The following is a 15985-nucleotide window of genomic DNA, read 5'->3' as shown; positions in this document are numbered from 1 at the left end:
CGCTAGGAGCGGGTGGTGGTCCGATCAAGCTCCGACATAATCCATTCAGCGAATGCCCGAACCGCGCGGCGCTGCCGGTTGGCGCGGGGGAACACGAGATGGTGGCCGACATAGCGGACATCGATGGCCCTGCCGGCGAGCGGAGCGACCAATCTGCCCGTCTCGATTTCGCGCTCGGCAAGTCGCGTCGATTCCAGCGTAACGCCAAGACCGCTCGAGGCCATGGCAATTGCGAGGAAGCTACGATCGAAACGCATGCCGTGAATCGCAGGTGACTCGAGCCCGTTCGCGGCGAACCACTGATGCCACTGCACCTGCTTGACTTCCGAGCGAATGAGCACCTGGCCGAACAAATCCTTCGGCTTGCGGATTCGCTTGGCAAGCGCCGGCGTACAAAGCGGCGTCACGGTTTCCTCGCCCAGCGGGATGATTTCCAGCGCATCGCTCCTGGGCTGCCCATAGACGATGTCGAGATCGAAATCGTCATTGCCAAAGCGGGCATATTCGGTGCTGGCGGCGAGCCGCACTTCCAGCCGGGGCTCGGCAGCGAGGAATTGGGCGAGACGCGGCGCCAGCCACTGCGCCGCGAAACTCGGCGCGCAGTGGACCCGAAGCAGTTGCGGCCCGCGGCCGGCCACCTCCTCGATGCCGCGTCGCAGATTGTCGAATGCGGCGCCGGCGTGACGCATCAGGTTCTGTCCGGCCGGCGTCAAGCGGATCGATCGGGCGCTGCGCTCGAACAGCGTGGTGCTCATCGCGCTTTCCAGCTTGCGGATCGCGTGACTGACGGCGCTCGGCGTCAAATGAAGTTCGCTCGCAGCGTCGCGAAAGGAGCCGGTGCGCGCGGCCGCCTCGAAGGCGCGGATCGCCGAAATCGGGATACTGGACAGCAACATGCCATAAGTGAACCAGATTCATCTATGGACGACAACTGCGCGTTTGTCGGGGCAGCCGCCCGGACGTAGTCGATATCCTAAAGAAAACAGGCGCCGCGACGGTGTCTTGCAAGGTCGACGTCAGGGAGGAATGCATGCTGCTACGCGGCAAGACTGCAATTATTTCGGGCGCGGCCTCGCCGCGCGGAATAGGCTTGGCAACTGCCCGGCGGTTTGCGGTAGAGGGTGCGCGGGTCGCGATACTCGACATCGACGGCGCCTCGGCGGAAGCCGCAGCGAAAGGCCTGGACGCCGTTTCCGGCGGACCTCATCTCGGCCTCGCATGCGACGTCGCCGACCAGAAATCCTGCATCAAAGCGACCGACGCCGTGATCGGCGCCTTCGGCCAGATCGACATCCTCATCAACAATGCCGGCATCACCCAGCCGGTGAAGCTGCTCGAGATCACGCCGGCGGACTGGGAACGCATTCAGGACGTCAATCTCAAGGGCGTGCTCTTTCTCTCCCAGGCCGTGATCCCGCACATGCGCCGGCGCAAGTCCGGCTCGATTGCCTGCATGTCGTCGGTTTCGGCGCAGCGCGGCGGCGGCATTTTCGGCGGGCCGCATTATTCCGCGGCGAAGGCCGGCGTGCTCGGCCTCGCCAAGGCGATGGCCCGCGAGTTCGGGCCCGACGGCATCCGCGTCAATTGCGTGACACCCGGCCTGATCGGAACCGACATCACCGCCGGCAAGCTCACCGACGAGATGAGGGCAAAGATACTCGAAGGCATTCCGCTCGGCCGCCTCGGCGAAGCCAGCGATGTCGCGGGAATCTACACCTTCCTTGCGTCCGACCTGTCCGCCTATGTCACGGGGGCGGTGATCGACGTCAACGGCGGCATGCTCATCCACTGAGCGCGAGAGGAGGAGTTAGCCATGGAAACGGTTGGAACGATTGCCAACGCGCCGACACTGGCGCAACGCGCTCACAACATCCGCCGTAACGCGCTGCGGATGGGCGAAGTCCAGGGGCAAGGCTATATCGCGCAGGCGCTTGACATCGCCGACGTGCTTGCCGTCGCCTACTTCCACGCCATGCATTATCGGCCTGAGGAGCCGTCCTGGGAGAGCCGGGACCGCTTCCTGCTCTCGAATGGCCACTATGCCATCGCGCTCTATGCGGCCTTGATCGAGGCCGGGGTCATTCCCGAAGGCGAGCTCGAGACCTATGGCAGCGACGAAAGCCGTCTGCCGATGTCCGGCATGGCCTCCTACACGCCCGGCATGGAGATGTCGGGCGGATCGCTCGGGCTGGGTCTGAGCATCTCCGTCGGGATGGCGCTCGGGCTGAAGCGCAAGAATTCCAGCGCGCGGGTCTACACGCTGTTCTCGGACGGCGAGCTCGACGAAGGCTCCGTCTGGGAAGCGATCATGTCGGCAGCTCACCACAAGCTCGACAACTTGATCGCCATCATCGACGTCAACAACCAGCAGGCGGACGGTCCTTCGACGGAAATGATGGCGTTCGAGCCGCTCGTGGAGAAGCTCAACGCATTCGGCTGGTTCGTGCAGCGCGTGGACGGCAACGATCTCGATGAAGTGGTGGCCGCATTTGATGCCGCCAAATCCCACGCCGAGGACAGGCCACGCATCATCGTTGCCGACACGCTCATGGGCAAAGGCGTTCCGTTCCTGGAGCAGCGCGAGAAGAACCACTTCATCCGTGTCGAGCCACACGAATGGCAGCTCGCGCTTGGCGCGCTCGAAGCAGGGAAACAGTCATGAAGCCCACCATGTCAGCTACACCGTCGGGCAAGCCGCGCCTGACCACCTCGGCCATGATCGCCTCGATCGCGGCCGAAGGGCAAAGGACGAAGCCCGCACCTTTCGGGCACGCGCTGGTCGAACTCGCTCGCACCCGCACTGAGGTGATCGGCATGACCGCCGATCTCGGCAAGTACACCGATCTGCACATCTTCGCCAACGCATTTCCCGACCGGTACTACCAGATGGGCATGGCCGAGCAGCTACTGTTCGGCGCTGCCTCGGGACTCGCCGCCGAAGGCTTCACGCCCTTCGCCACCACCTATGCGGTGTTTGCTTCTCGCCGTGCCTACGATTTCATCCATCAAACGATTGCGGAGGAAGACCGCAACGTGAAGATCGTTTGCGCGCTGCCGGGCCTGACCTCCGGCTATGGTCCCAGTCACCAGGCGACCGAGGATCTTGCGCTGTTCCGCGCCATGCCGAACATGACCGTGATCGATCCCTGCGACGCGCACGAGATCGAGCAGGTCGTGCCTGCCGTCGCCGCCCATCAAGGCCCGGCCTATGTGCGGCTGCTGCGCGGCCAGGTGCCGGTGGTGCTTGACGAGTACGGCTACAAGTTTGAGCTCGGCAAGGCGGCCCTGATCCGCGATGGCAACGATGTCCTGATCATCTCCACCGGCATCATGACTATGCGCGCGCTCGAGGCCGCGAAGGAGCTTGTCACTGACCGCGTGGACGCCGCCGTGCTGCACGTTCCCACCATCAAGCCGCTCGATGCCGAGGTGATCCTGCGCGAAGCCGGCAAGCCGGGCCGCCTGGTCGTGGTTGCCGAGAACCACACGGTGATCGGCGGCCTTGGTGAGGCAATCGCCGGTTTGTTGATGCGATCCGGCGTTCATCCGGTCTTCCGCCAGATTGCACTGCCCGACGAGTTTCTCGCTGCCGGCGCGTTGCCGACCCTGCATGACAGATATGGAATTTCGACAGCGGCCATCAGCAATCGCATCAAGACGTGGCTGTAAAGCCTGCCGCAATCAAGTCCCCGCTGCCGGGCGCTCGAAACGAAGCGTCCGCTGACCGCAAAAAGAAAAGCATTAATCATCGCGAGAGGAAACAGACATGAGAGTCTTAGCAACCCGCCGTGCCTTCCTGAAGAGTGCCGCCTTCATCGCCGCCGCGCCGGCGCTGCTCGCATCGAGCCGCGACGCCCGTGCCGCAGTTGCGCTGACGCTCGGACACGGCGCGGCGCCGGGGAATCCGCGCACAGTTGCGGCGGATGCATTTGCCAAAATGGTGACGGAGCGCACCAATGGTAGCGTGTCCATCAGGATTGCGGGATCCGAACAGCTCGGCAGCGACGTCTCGATGCTCACTAGCCTCCGTACCGGTGCGCTGGACCTGACGGCGAACAGTCAGGGGGCAGCTTCCGGGCTCGTGCCTGAACTCTCGGCATTGGGCCTGCCGTTTCTTTTCGCCGATACCAGCGCCGCGATAAAGATGCTGAATGGCCCGGTTGGCGAGGAGCTTGCGAAGAAGTTTTCCACCGTCGGTATTGTCCCACTCGACTGGTGGGACAATGGCGTGCGCCACACCACCAACTCGAAGCGTCCGATTGCAGCGCCGTCCGATCTTGCCGGATTGAAGATACGTACGCCGGCCGACCCGATGACGGTCGATATCTTTCAGGCGTTGGGCGCCACAACGCAGCAGATCGCATTTGGTGAGCTCTACATCGCGTTGCAGCAGGGCGTGGTCGACGGGCAGGAGAATCCTCTTGCCAACATCCACAGCGCGAAGCTGCATGAGGTGAACAAGTTCATCAGCCTCACCGGCCACAAGTGGGAATCCACGCCATTTCTGATGTCTCAAATAGCCTTGCGGAAGGTGAAGCCGGCAGAGCTCGACATCATCAAAGCCGCGGCCAAGGAGGCTGGAGCACTGCAGCGCCGGCTGATGCAGGAGGCTGATGCCAAGCTCCTCGCCGATTACAAGGCAAATTCCGGCGTGACCGTAAACAAACCGGACCTTGCCGCGTTTCAGAACGCGACGGCTGGTGTGCTCAACGCCTGGAAAGCCAAACCATTCGGTGAGTTCGTCGGCCGCGTTGCCGAAGCCGCGAAAGCGTGAACGATGAGCGCCGGGAACACGGTCGGCGTCAACGATGCAGCGCGGATCAGACGGGCCGCACTCGCAACTGCAGACTTCGTCGATCGCAACATCACGATGATCTGCCGTTTCGTGGTGCTGGTCACCGGAATAGCCCTCACCATGGTGATGACGGCAAACGTCGTCGCACGCTATGCCCTGGTGTCCGGTGGGTTCAGCGCAGCGCAGGAATTGCCTGAACGTCTGTTCCCGTGGTTCATTGTTGCCGGCATAGCTCTTGCGGCGCAGGCCGGGGGCCATATGGCCGTCGACTGGCTGCTCGATCGGCTGGATAGCCGCGGCAAGTGCGGTCTGCTGCTGTTCGGCAATGCGATCATTGTCGGCTCATATGCCGTGCTCTGCTACCAGGCTCTCGCGGTGGCGGAGATCGCCAAGATCGAAACGAGCCCAGTGCTGGGACTCTCCGGAAGTCACGGCTATTTGGCGATCGCGCTCGGCTGCACCATGCTTGCCCTTGCCCATGTCTGCGCCTCCGTCCGGATCGCGCTGCTTGGCCCGCAAGCGCGTTTTGCGATTCAATACAAGGATCTCTCATGACGCTGGTGCTGGTCGCAGCCTTTGTTGTGCTGATGGTTCTGGCCATTCCGGTCGGACATGCCCTCGTCATTGCCGGGGCGGCTGCGGTCCTCTGGGACGGAGGTCTGCCGCTGATGATGGTCGCGCAGCAGATGTTCGATCAGACGCAATCCTTTCCCATGCTGGCGCTGCCGTTCTTCATGCTGGCCGGTTCGCTGATGATGGGAGGGCGCCTAGGTCAGGAGCTGTTGAATTTCGCATCCGAGGGCATGAAGCGCTGGCGTGGAGGGGAACTCTCGACAACCGTCGTCGCGTCTGTGGCATTCGGCGGCGTGTCGGGGAGCGCGGTCGCCAATGCCTCCGCGCTCGGCGCGGTGCTGATCCCGTGGCAAAAAACCCGTGGTTATCCTGCCGGGCTCGCTGCAGCGAACAACGCCACCTCTTCGGTCATCGACATTCTGATCCCGCCCTCCATCCCGATGATCCTGTATGCGCTCGTCAGTGGCGTCAGCGTCGCCGATCTTTTCGTGGCCGGCATAGTTCCCGGCCTTCTGATGGCAGGCGGCTTCGTCGCAGTATGCTGGTACATCGCAAGGCGCCGCGGCTATCGTCCGTCGAGCGACCCGGTCGACCGCAAAATGATGCTGCGACTTGCGATCAGTTCCGCGCCGGCAATCGCATTGCCGATCCTCATTCTGCTCGGCCTGCGCTTTGGCTTCGCGACCCCGACGGAAATGGCGGTGCTGTCCGTCATCTATTCGCTCCTGTTGAGCGTGTTCCTGTACAGGGATCTCTCCTGGGCGCGCTTTCGAGAGTCGATGGTTGAGGCCGGCATCGCTACAGGCGTCGTGATGCTCGTTATCATGGGCAGTGCCGTCATCGGCTGGCTTCTGACCTTCGACCAGATCCCTGTCCGGTTTGCGGAGTGGGTGAACGCGACGATCGACAACAAGCTTCTCATCATTCTTGTGCTAAATCTGCTGATGCTGGTTATCGGCATGCCGCTCGATCTGCCGCCGGCCATCCTGTTGCTTGGCCCGATCTTCGTGCCGCTCGCCGCGGCCATCGGCCTCGATCCGGTGCAACTTGGCCTGATCATGATCATCAACCTCGGCATCGGTCTCTACACGCCGCCGATCGGCACAACGCTGTTCATTTCGGCTGCGATCGCCAGATGCTCCCTGGCAAAGACCACGCGGGAGCTGTGGCCGTTCTTTGCGGTGGCGATGGCTGTGCTGCTTGCGGTCAGCTACTTTCCGGCCCTGACGATCTATTGAGTGGCGCGGGACATTCACCTCCGCGGCCCTGAGGGGAGCGAGCAGCGGTTCTCGCTACCGCAGCATCTTCTACGGCGCGCAACCGGTCACGCAGTCGGCTGGCAACCCTACATAAGGTGAACGTTCCATTATACCGCCGTGCAGGTTCCGTGGCCGGGGGTTCACGGTCTGTCAGAGCCGCGCCGCGGGCGAGACGCCGTGGCGGCCGCCCTGTGGGGAATCCGGCAGCCACCGAACTACAGGCAATCCCACCAGAATTGGAACCCGTGTCCTCGCACAGCGTTCCCCATCGCAGGTACGGTGATCGCTTTCGGTCGACTGCAACATGGTCTCGGTCCAGCAGAGGGGTGGCTGCCGCTGCGGTGATGCCGCTCGCGTCAGGTGCCCTAGCTTCTTGCTGCTCGTCGAATGCATGGTTCGTCGATTAACTCGGTAAAAGAGTCGCGATGACAAAACTTCCCATGACCGCTGCGGGCTACGCTGCCCTTGCAGATGAACTGAGACACCGCATCCGCATCGAGCGGCCCGATCTTGTTCAGCGAATTCAGCAGGCGATCGCCGACGATCCAAATCTGGTTGAGAATTCGGAATATCAGGTTGCTCTTGCAGAGCAAAATGTCAACGAAACTCGAATTGCCGAGTTGGAAGACAAACTCGCGCGTGCCGATATCGTCGACGTATCCAAGCTTTCCGGCAGTACCATCAAGTTCGGCGCCACGGTGACGCTGATTGATGAGGACACTGGCGAGAAGCGGGTCTGGCAGATCGTCGGCGAACCGGAAGCCGACGCGAGCAAGGGCAAGATTTCGATAACTTCACCGATTGCCAGGGCGTTAATCGGAAAGAGCAAAGGGGAAACCGTGGTCGTCGAGACGCCAGGCGGCGCCAAGGCTTTCGAGATCCGACAAGTGGAATGGTCTGAGGCGAAGCGAAAAAGGCGCGAACAGGTGTGAAACGGCGTCCGCTATTCGATGTGAGCTGCGGTTATCAGCAACGGCTTGAATGAAGGTGGGTAGCAGTGAACGCCAAGAGGGCCGAACAGGCTCCGACCATTTGCGCCCAATTGCTTCGCGGATCTCCTTCGAATTCACTCAAAATCTCTCCGGTCGGCTATCGCCTTGTCTGGAGCTGGATACGGCTGAATGTGCGCACGTGGTGGCGATGTCCGGGTTGGAACCTAGTGGCCAGCCGAAGCTTGTCAGAGTCGCGCTTTCCCACATCAGCGATCTGGAATATGCGGATTTTACTGGTGTCCCTCGGCGTTGCGGCCGCCGCGGCGGGATGCCAGAGAGAAGAGCGGCAACTTCGGCTCGATCCGCCCGTTGCAACGGCGCTCGACAACATCGCGTTGATGCCGAACGGGATCAGCGGCGCGCGCCATGCACCGTCACCGCACCAGCCCAGCCCGCGATGCCGCGCTTGTCCGTGGTCCTGATTTGCCCGCGGCTAGCGTGCCGTTCCCGGGCCGCCGTCGCTGCCGTTCTTCGGTGAAGAGTCTCAGTGAGAAATAGTTGATGGTCGCGCGCAGGCCCTCATCGAGAGGGATTTTGGGACTCCAGCCCAGCACATCGCGCGCGCGCGAAATGACGGGGCGACGACGCTTGGGATCGTCCTGAGGCAGCGGATGGTACTCGACTGTGGACTTCGATCCCGTTTGCTCGACGATGAGATCGGCGATTCGCCTGACCGTATGCTCCTCAGGATTGCCGAGATTGAATGGGCCGGTGATCTCGGGCGGGCTTTCCATCAGAAGCTGGAGACCGGCCAATAGATCGTCAATGTAGCAGAACGAACGAGTCTGCGAGCCGTCGCCATAGACAGTGATAGGGGTGCCCTTGAGCGCTTGAACGATGAAATTCGAAATGATGCGGCCGTCGTTCTCCAACATGCGTGGACCGTAGGTGTTGAAGATGCGTGCCACCTTGATCGGCATGCGATGAACGCGATGGCTGTCGAAAAAGATAGTTTCCGCAGCGCGCTTGCCTTCATCGTAGCAGGCGCGCGGACCAACCGGATTGACGTTTCCCAGATAGGTCTCGGGCTGCGGGTGAACATCCGGGTCACCGTACACCTCGCTGGTCGATGCCTGAAGTGCTCGCGCGCCCTTTTCCCTGGCGAATTCGATCACATGGCCTGCGCCAAGGACGCACGTGCGTAACGTTCCGAGCGGATCGCGCTGATAGTGACGTGGGGAGGCGGGGCACGCGAGATTATAGATACGATCAATTCGTCCGACGATCTCGAGGGGATCGCGAACGTCGTGCTCGATGAACTCGAAATCTGGATGGTTGAGCAGTGGCCGGATGTTCGACAACGTTCCAGTCAGGAAGTTGTCGACGCAGTATACGCGGTGACCTTGCTGAATGAGTCGGTCGCACAGATGCGAACCGATGAAGCCGGCACCACCTGTCACCACCGTGTTCAGCTTCGAGGCGAAGCCCATTGTACGTCCTTTCACTCGTTTGCAACTCGTGACCATGCTTGCGGCAAGCCAGTGTTTTTCGAAATTGCTCGGCTTCCTTGGTGGCTACAAGGTACAAACAATTATTGCGCTCGACTGTTCCTGAATGAGCGTGACTTCGCCCCGAGAACGTCAAAGTGTTGACATGCGTCATCGCAGCGAGTGTCGGAACTCGCCGGATCTCGACCGCCTATACCGCTTCGACCGACGGTGCGCTTGCAGGCTGGCTGATCACCTCCTTGATGTATCCCTCAAACTCGGTTGCGCGAATTTCAGCGGTGTGGCTCTTGAGCACGCGCTCGCGCGCCGCGGCCGCAAGCTTGCGGTGCTGCGGTTCGCCGGATCGGGAAAGGACATTCACGACGTCGTTGGCGCTACTGGCGAGAAGGATCTCGCGTTCGGGGACGAAGAATTCCTCGATGCCGGGCCAGCGATCGCTGATGACCGGAACGCCGCATGCTGCTGCTTCGAATAGCCGAACGCTCGGCGAATATCCGGCCGCCGCCATGTGCTGCCGCGTCAAGTTCAATGTGTAGCGGAGACTGCAATAGAATTTCGAATGTGAGCCCGGCGGCAGATGCTCGATGTGCCGGACGTTCTCCGGCCAAGTCGATGTGCTGGGGTATTGCGCCCCCACTACGACGAAGTCGTGTTTCGGCAATCGCCGGGCGGGTTCCAGGAGAAGCTCCTCAAGCAGCGGCTGCCGGTCCTCGCTATAGGTGCCGATGTAGCCCAGCGTCCACTGCGTCGGGGTTCTGACTCGCTTGTGAACGTCGACGTCTACGGCGCAATAGAGTGCACGCGCCCGTGGACTGCCATACATTCCCATTATCAGTTGCAGGATCGGACCACCCGTAAACGAAAGGTACAGGTCAAAACGCGGAATGAGCGAAGGGCTGATGGATGCCGAGCTGTTGGTCGCCAGTTGGCTCAGCGTCACCGGAGTATCGATGTCGTAGAAGGCGGTGACCCCGCGAGCGATGCTGGTGATCCAGTCGCCGAGAGCTGCGCCGTCGGGAACGAACGAGCCAAGCACGACGACGTCAGCGGCGGCCACCATCGAGCTATAGTGCTGTGATACGTCCCGCAACGAGTCATAAAGCTTGATCCGGCAATGCGGCGAACTCGTCAGATCCCGGTGGTCGCGATACCAGGGCACATCGCGCTCGAGGAAGGTGATCCGGTGGCCTCGTGCGGCGAGTGCTTTGATCAGTGCGCGATAGGTCGTGGCATGACCATTACCCCAAGAGGAGGTAATGGAAAGTCCGAACATCACGATGTCGAGCTTCATTCCGCTGCCTCTCTGCTGCTGATTGCGAGGTTCAAGACGTTCACCACTTGCCGTGCCCTCTGGGTGTAGGTGTGCTGATCCAGGATGCGCCGGCGTGCGGCCTCACCGACTCGCTTCGCCTGTTCAGGCCGCAAGCCTTCGAGGAGCTCGACGACATCCCTGCTGTCGCGGGCGACGAGGATCTCCGTTCCAGGCTTGAGGAAATCATCGATGCCGTTCCAAGCATCGGTGATAATGCATGCGCCGGCGGCGGCCGCTTCAAAGATGCGCGTCGGTGGGGAGAAGCCGATCTTCGCCATGCTGTCGCGATTGATGTTCAGCGTGGCCAACCCGGAGCAAAAGAAGGCGTTGTGCTCGCCACTGCCGACGTGGCCTGCGATGGTCACGTTTGCCGGCACTGGTTTATCGTCCCAGCCCGCGCCGCCAAGCAGGAATTTGCGCCCGGGAAGCATTTGAGCGGGAGCAAGGAAGAATTCGTCGACTCTTGTCTCACGATCCGGAAGGCGGTTGCCGAGGAAGCTGAGGTCGCATGCGTAGTCATCGCGGCGCGGAGCGGGATGATGGGTCTGGGGATCCGCTGCATTGTAGATCGGGACGCATTGGCGCGCGCCGAAGCGGCGGTAGCGCTCAACCACCTGGTCGCCTCCACCATAGGTGAGAACCAGGTCATGGCGTGGAATCGTCCGGTGTAGATGATGAAGGGGATCGATGGTCATGCTCTCCAGCGTCGCCGGAGCGTCGACGTCCCAGTAGGCGGTCATCAATCCGGTGTGAGCGAGTTCGGACACGGCCAAATCAAGCTCCTCGTCGAAAACGCCGACGCCACTCGCCTTGGCAACCAAATCGGCTTCGCGCGCCGCTTCCTCCAGCGCGCGGCGCCAGCCGTCGTCGGTCGCCGGATAGACCGCCACGCGCGCCCAATCCGGATCGGGAATATCGCGATGCTGCTGGCGCTCAAACGCATCGGGCTCGTAGAAAGTGATCTCCTGGCCAAGCGCAGCGAGCGCCTTGAGCAAGCCGCGATAGTAGGTCGCAGCACCGTTCCAGTACGACGACACCAGGCTCGATCCGAAAAAAGCGATCTTCATGATGAGACCATTTGTTCAGTTGCGCGGCTGAGGTCGGCGCGCGCCGGATTTCGATCACCGCCGAGTCTCTGTAGAATGCGAAGCAGTTCCTGCGCACGATGAGCGCATGTGTGGCGCGCGTGGATCGCCGCTAGGCCCCTGCGCGCAGTCTCGGCGGCGAAATCCTCGTCCTGCATCAGCGCCCGGAGGGCTGCACTCGCCGCTTTACCGTTCTTCACCGTGACGAAGCTTTCCCGAGGAAACAGCCCTTCCGCGTCATTCCATGGTGCGCTGACCAGCGGAATTCCGCAGGCGAGAGCCTCAAATACGCGTATGGTGGGAATGCCGGGCAGCGTCTCGACGTAGGGGCGGCGGGGCACGTGAATGGTCATGCGCGCGCGGGCAAATGCGTCCGGCGCGCGGTGGTTGGGAAGCCAGCCGCGGAATTCGATGCCAGTGGTTCGCAGCTGTTCACGCACCTCATCGGGATAGCGCACGCCAAACACTTGCGTTCTAAGTCCGGTTTCCACGACCGGCTGGACGAGGAATTCCTGCAATTCCCGATCGCGCTCACCGTCGCCCCAGTTGCCGATCCATATCAGATCGATTTCCCTTGCCGCGTCCGGCTGTGGGCGAAACAGCGCGACATCGGCGGCCTCATGCCAGGTGAAGGCCCTGCGGCCCCAACCCAGGCGCTGGTAGAGCTGCTGCAGTACCTCGCCGAAGGCGAGAATTGCATCGTAGTCGCCAAGCTGAAAGTTGCCGATCTGGCTTGATGCCGTCACCGCGCGGTGATGCGTGTCATGGAACAGCAGAAGAAAACGGCCGCCGTTGCGGCGTCTGGTGCCGAGCGTCTCGATGAGAGAGGGGTCGTTCCATTCGTGCACGACAACGACATCGGCCCGGTCGAGCACCTGATCGAGCTCCAATGTCGCCAGATCGTACGTCCGGAGGTCTGCATCCGGCACAAGTTGCGCAGCTTCCCGAAAATATTCCTCACCGCCGTCGCGTAACGCGTTGAGCCGGCTCCAGCCATTACGCGGCTCGTAGATCGTGACCTGGTGTCCGAGGTGGAGAAGTTCGCGTGCGATGCCGCGCAGGAAATGAGCATTGCCGTGATTCCAGCACGAAACGAACGAATGATAGAACATCACGAACTTCATGGTTGCACCTCGGCCAGCTGTCGGTGGGGCCTCGGCGCGGCAGTGCGGGCGCTGCCTGCGAGTTCGCGATACAGCCCGGCATACGCATCGGCCGTTGCCTTCAGCCGGTAACGGCGCGCCCTCAGCGTCGCGCGCTTCTGCAGGTCGTGTCGCAGGGCGTCGTTGTGCGTCAGGCAGGCGAGCACCGCCTGCCACTCATCCCGGTCGCGTGGCTCCACAAACAATGCCGCTCCGTCCCAAAGCTCGCGAAATGTAGGAATGTCCGACAGAACGAGCGCGCAACCCGCCGTCGCTGCCTCGAGCACGGTAAGTCCGAACGGCTCGTACACGGCAGGCGAGGCCAGCACCGAGGCGCATCGCATCGTTTCGAGCAACGCGGTATGCGGCAACTCCGGTGAGCCTTCCGCGTGCCGATCGTCGCGACCAATGCCCAGAGGTCCATTGGTCCGGACCGGCCAAGCCAGGCGCGGCGCGATGTCGGTGAGGATTGACAGGTTCTTGGCTTCGTCCCATTGCCGGCCGGCAGCGAGTATGAATGGCTGCTTCCTTGTGCGGGAAACGTGCGCCTCTACGCCGTTATGGACTACCAGGCCGGCACTTTCCGGCCGGTAGAGCTCGGTTATCTTATCGCGAAAGCTATGCGTCGGTGCAATCCACCGATCTGCAGCGGACAGCCCCCCGTGAACGTTGGCTATGTAGTCGAACCAGCGCGGCTCGGCCGGCTCCTCGCCGCGACAGGCAAGCCACCAGGAGCGTACACAGGAGTGGGCGACAACGAGGACGGGGGCACGCCAGGTGCTCATCGCTTCGCGATAGCTGTTGAGATGTATGACATCCGGCTTCACACGATTCTCGATCGTGGCCAGCCGGTCGGCGGCGCGATGTAAATCCCGACCCTCGGGATCAAGCCATTCGAGCGTGAGATCGGTGATTTCAAGCGTCAGGCCGGAAATGCCGGCGATGGATTCGAGTTGATCGCCGCGTGGCGGGGGACCCAGCGTCACCAACGACACTTCCATTCCCATTTGACACAGCGCGCGCGCGAGCGTCGAGGCGTAGACCCAAACGCCGCCGACGGCGTCGGTCGTCATCAAGATACGGAGGCCTCGACACGGTGGCGTCATGGCCTCAACTCCGGGACGGTCTTGCGCGCCATGCGGAAAGCTGCGGCCGTCATATCCGGGCCTCCAGCAATTCAGAGGACGAGGCGCCGCCAGCGCCGATATGGCTGTCCAGCCAGCGCTCGATGAGGTGCAGACCCTGGCGTACCGGGACCCGTGGTTCCCACTCGACCGCCTGCGATACCGCGCGAATGTCGGAAACGTACCACGGTTGGTCACCGGGACGCCAAGCAGCGTAGCGAACATCCGGCCGATCGTCGCGCAGTTCGGCGATGAGGCCGAGCACGTCGCGCAGGCTGATCGCGTTGGAGGGGCCGCCGCCGAGATTGAAGATCCGGCCGGAAATGCCGTTGATGTTATCGAGCGCTGCGATCCAGGCATTGACCGCGTCATCGACAAACAGCGCATCGCGGACCTGGTGTCCGTCCCCGTAGACCGTAATCGGCCGCCGCCGAATGGCCTGGAGCAGAAAGTGCGCGATCCAGCCCTGGTCTTCGTTGCCAAACTGGCGCGGGCCGTAGACGCAACTCATCCGTAGCACGACCGAGCGCAGGGCGAAGACGCGCGCATAATCCCGGACATATTGATCCGCAACGCCCTTCGAACATCCATAAGGACTATAGAGGTCGAGCAGGGTGTCCTCGGCCACGCCATAGGCGAACCGCGGCTCGTCGGGCACATAACGGCCGTCGACGCGACGTACCTCGGATGGATCGAGCAACTTGCCGTAGACCTTATTGGTGGATGCGAAGATGACAGGCGCGCGCGGATTGTGCCGGCGGATCGCCTCCAGGACGTTGAGGGTGCCACGCCCGTTGATCTCGAAATCCGAGATCGGGTCCTCAAGGCTGGTGGTGACCGCCACCTGGGCGGCGAGGTGCATGACGGCGGTGCTCGCCGAAACCAATGCGTCGACGGCGTTCGTGTCGCGCGAATCGGCGATCTCGATCGCAACACGGTTACCGTATCGCTGCCTCAGCCACTCCGCGTTCTCTTCGGATCCCCGTCGCGACAGGTTGTCCATGGCCACGACGCTGCGCCCCCGCGCGGCAAGTCCGGCGGCGATATTGCAGCCAAGAAATCCGCAGCCGCCGGTTACCAGGATGCGTTCGGAAGCGCTCTTGATACTGGGACTGGCGAAGATCATGCCACGAGCCCCCGTTCCTCCAGCTCGCGCGTAGCTGCTTCAACCGAATCGACGGCCGCCTGACCCGCGAGCCATTGCGCGAGCCGGGCAAGCCCGTCCTCGAAATCGACTTTCGGAACGTAGCCGAGCCGACTGCGGGCCTTGCCGATGTCGGCAAAGCAATGGCGGATATCGCCGGCGCGATATTTGCCGGTCACCTGCGGAGCGATGCGCGGCCGCCCCATCACGCGGGCCAGATCGCTGGCGACGGAGCTGATGCTTCGGCACTCGCCCGAACCGATATTGTAGACGTCGTCGGCGCCGTCGCGGCATTCCAGCGCCAGCTTGCATGCCTGTGCGACGTCCTGGACATGGACAAAATCCCGGCATTGGTTGCCGTCCTCGAATATCAGGGGCGGGCGGTCGTTGAGCAGCCGCGACGCAAAGATCGAGAGCACTCCGGTGTATGGATTCGACAGCGACTGCCGCGGGCCGTAGACATTGAAGAAGCGCAGCGCCACGGTGGGAATGCCATAGGCCCCGCCGATGATCAGGCACTGGCGCTCCTGATTGTACTTGCCGAGCGCATAGATCGAGCTCAGCGAGGGCTGCTTGCTTTCGGGAGTTGGCAGCGGCGTCAGCAGCGTGCCATCGCTGTCCAGCACATCCCAGATGCCGCGACGGAGTTGTTCGACAGGCCGCGGCTGCGGCGCGACAGTCGTTCCGTCGTTGCGCCTGGCGAGACCTTCGCCGTAGATGCTCATCGAAGAGGCGCAAACAAGCTTCTCGACCGGCCGAGAGGCGAGCGCTTCGAGAAGCACGGCCGTACCAAGATCGTTGGTGCTAGTGTATGAAGCAATCTCGTACATGCTCTGACCGACGCCCACTGCGGCGGCGAGGTGAATGACGGCATCTACGCCGGCAAGGGCCCGGTCGACCTCGCTTCTGTTTCTGATATCGCCGACAATCAATTCTGCTTCCTTGTCGAGATAGTTTGGAGGCGTACCGTCTTGGTGAACCTGCGAGGCAAGCGCATCCAGAACCCGTACCGAGTAGCCGGACGAAAGCAGAAGGTCGGTGATGTGGGAGCCGATGAAGCCGGCACCTCCTGTGATTAAAATGCGCCTTGACATCGTCTCTCCCGAAACAG

Annotated in this window: 15 protein-coding genes; 7 read left to right on the top strand and 8 right to left on the bottom strand. The window is 62.1% G+C overall.

The features are described 5' to 3' along the window. Nucleotides 1-2: 2 nt before the first annotated feature. Nucleotides 3-893: a LysR substrate-binding domain-containing protein gene (locus tag RX328_RS37060; protein WP_213249295.1), complete on the bottom strand. Its 891-nt coding sequence runs from the start codon at nt 891-893 to the stop codon at nt 3-5. Nucleotides 894-1030: 137 nt separating this feature from the next. On the opposite strand from RX328_RS37060, the gene RX328_RS37055 reads away from it, so the two are divergent. The 7 genes from RX328_RS37055 to greA all read left to right on the top strand — a co-directional run bounded on the left by RX328_RS37055 (nt 1031) and on the right by greA (nt 7559). Beyond that, complete coding sequence (locus RX328_RS37055; protein WP_213249235.1) at nt 1031-1792, top strand: SDR family NAD(P)-dependent oxidoreductase; 762 nt, start codon at nt 1031-1033, stop codon at nt 1790-1792. A gap of 21 nt (nt 1793-1813) precedes the next feature. After that, a complete protein-coding gene (locus RX328_RS37050) occupies nt 1814-2662 on the top strand; it encodes a transketolase (RefSeq protein WP_213249234.1) in 849 nt (282 codons plus the stop codon). Beyond that, a complete protein-coding gene (locus tag RX328_RS37045; protein ID WP_213249232.1) occupies nt 2659-3669 on the top strand; it encodes a transketolase family protein in 1011 nt (336 codons plus the stop codon). Before RX328_RS37050 ends, RX328_RS37045 begins: the two co-directional genes overlap by 4 nt. A gap of 97 nt (nt 3670-3766) precedes the next feature. Beyond that, a complete protein-coding gene (locus RX328_RS37040) occupies nt 3767-4774 on the top strand; it encodes a TRAP transporter substrate-binding protein (protein WP_213249230.1) in 1008 nt (335 codons plus the stop codon). Between the two features lie 3 nt (nt 4775-4777). Beyond that, nucleotides 4778-5350: a TRAP transporter small permease gene (locus RX328_RS37035; protein WP_249726190.1), complete on the top strand. Its 573-nt coding sequence runs from the start codon at nt 4778-4780 to the stop codon at nt 5348-5350. Then, nucleotides 5347-6606, top strand: coding sequence for a TRAP transporter large permease (locus RX328_RS37030; RefSeq protein ID WP_213249228.1), 1260 nt, complete (start codon nt 5347-5349; stop codon nt 6604-6606). Before RX328_RS37035 ends, RX328_RS37030 begins: the two co-directional genes overlap by 4 nt. Nucleotides 6607-7052: 446 nt before the next feature. Then, nucleotides 7053-7559 (top strand): transcription elongation factor GreA, encoded by a 507-nt coding sequence (gene greA, locus RX328_RS37025; RefSeq protein WP_213249226.1) that lies wholly within the window; start codon nt 7053-7055, stop codon nt 7557-7559. 434 nt (nt 7560-7993) lie between these two features. Here the strand turns inward: greA and RX328_RS37020 are convergent, their stop codons facing one another. From RX328_RS37020 to RX328_RS36990, 7 genes are all read right to left on the bottom strand, one after another. Next, complete coding sequence (locus tag RX328_RS37020) at nt 7994-9049, bottom strand: UDP-glucuronic acid decarboxylase family protein (protein WP_213249291.1); 1056 nt, start codon at nt 9047-9049, stop codon at nt 7994-7996. 208 nt (nt 9050-9257) lie between these two features. Further along, the gene (locus tag RX328_RS37015) at nt 9258-10358 is read right to left on the bottom strand and encodes a glycosyltransferase (RefSeq protein ID WP_213249224.1); all 1101 of its coding nucleotides are present in this window, start codon (nt 10356-10358) and stop codon (nt 9258-9260) included. Then, nucleotides 10355-11446: a glycosyltransferase gene (locus RX328_RS37010; RefSeq protein ID WP_213249222.1), complete on the bottom strand. Its 1092-nt coding sequence runs from the start codon at nt 11444-11446 to the stop codon at nt 10355-10357. Before RX328_RS37010 ends, RX328_RS37015 begins: the two co-directional genes overlap by 4 nt. Then, nucleotides 11443-12588, bottom strand: a complete 1146-nt coding sequence (locus RX328_RS37005) for a glycosyltransferase (protein WP_213249219.1) — start codon at nt 12586-12588, stop codon at nt 11443-11445. The genes RX328_RS37010 and RX328_RS37005 overlap by 4 nt, the downstream gene beginning before the upstream one ends. Next, complete coding sequence (locus tag RX328_RS37000; protein ID WP_249726189.1) at nt 12585-13679, bottom strand: glycosyltransferase family 4 protein; 1095 nt, start codon at nt 13677-13679, stop codon at nt 12585-12587. The genes RX328_RS37005 and RX328_RS37000 overlap by 4 nt, the downstream gene beginning before the upstream one ends. A gap of 82 nt (nt 13680-13761) precedes the next feature. Next, on the bottom strand, nt 13762-14856 hold the full coding sequence (locus RX328_RS36995) for an NAD-dependent epimerase/dehydratase family protein (protein WP_213249215.1): 1095 nt from the start codon (nt 14854-14856) through the stop codon (nt 13762-13764). Next, nucleotides 14853-15968 carry an NAD-dependent epimerase/dehydratase family protein gene (locus tag RX328_RS36990; protein WP_213249213.1) on the bottom strand — a complete coding sequence of 372 codons (1116 nt, stop codon included), beginning with the start codon at nt 15966-15968 and terminating at the stop codon, nt 14853-14855. Before RX328_RS36990 ends, RX328_RS36995 begins: the two co-directional genes overlap by 4 nt. Nucleotides 15969-15985: the final 17 nt, after the last annotated feature.

This window comes from Bradyrhizobium sp. sBnM-33, assembly GCF_032917945.1.
Classification (GTDB): Bacteria; Pseudomonadota; Alphaproteobacteria; order Rhizobiales; family Xanthobacteraceae; genus Bradyrhizobium.
The sequence above is the reverse complement of the archived record's forward strand: the minus strand, read 5'-3'. Positions and strand labels throughout refer to the sequence as shown.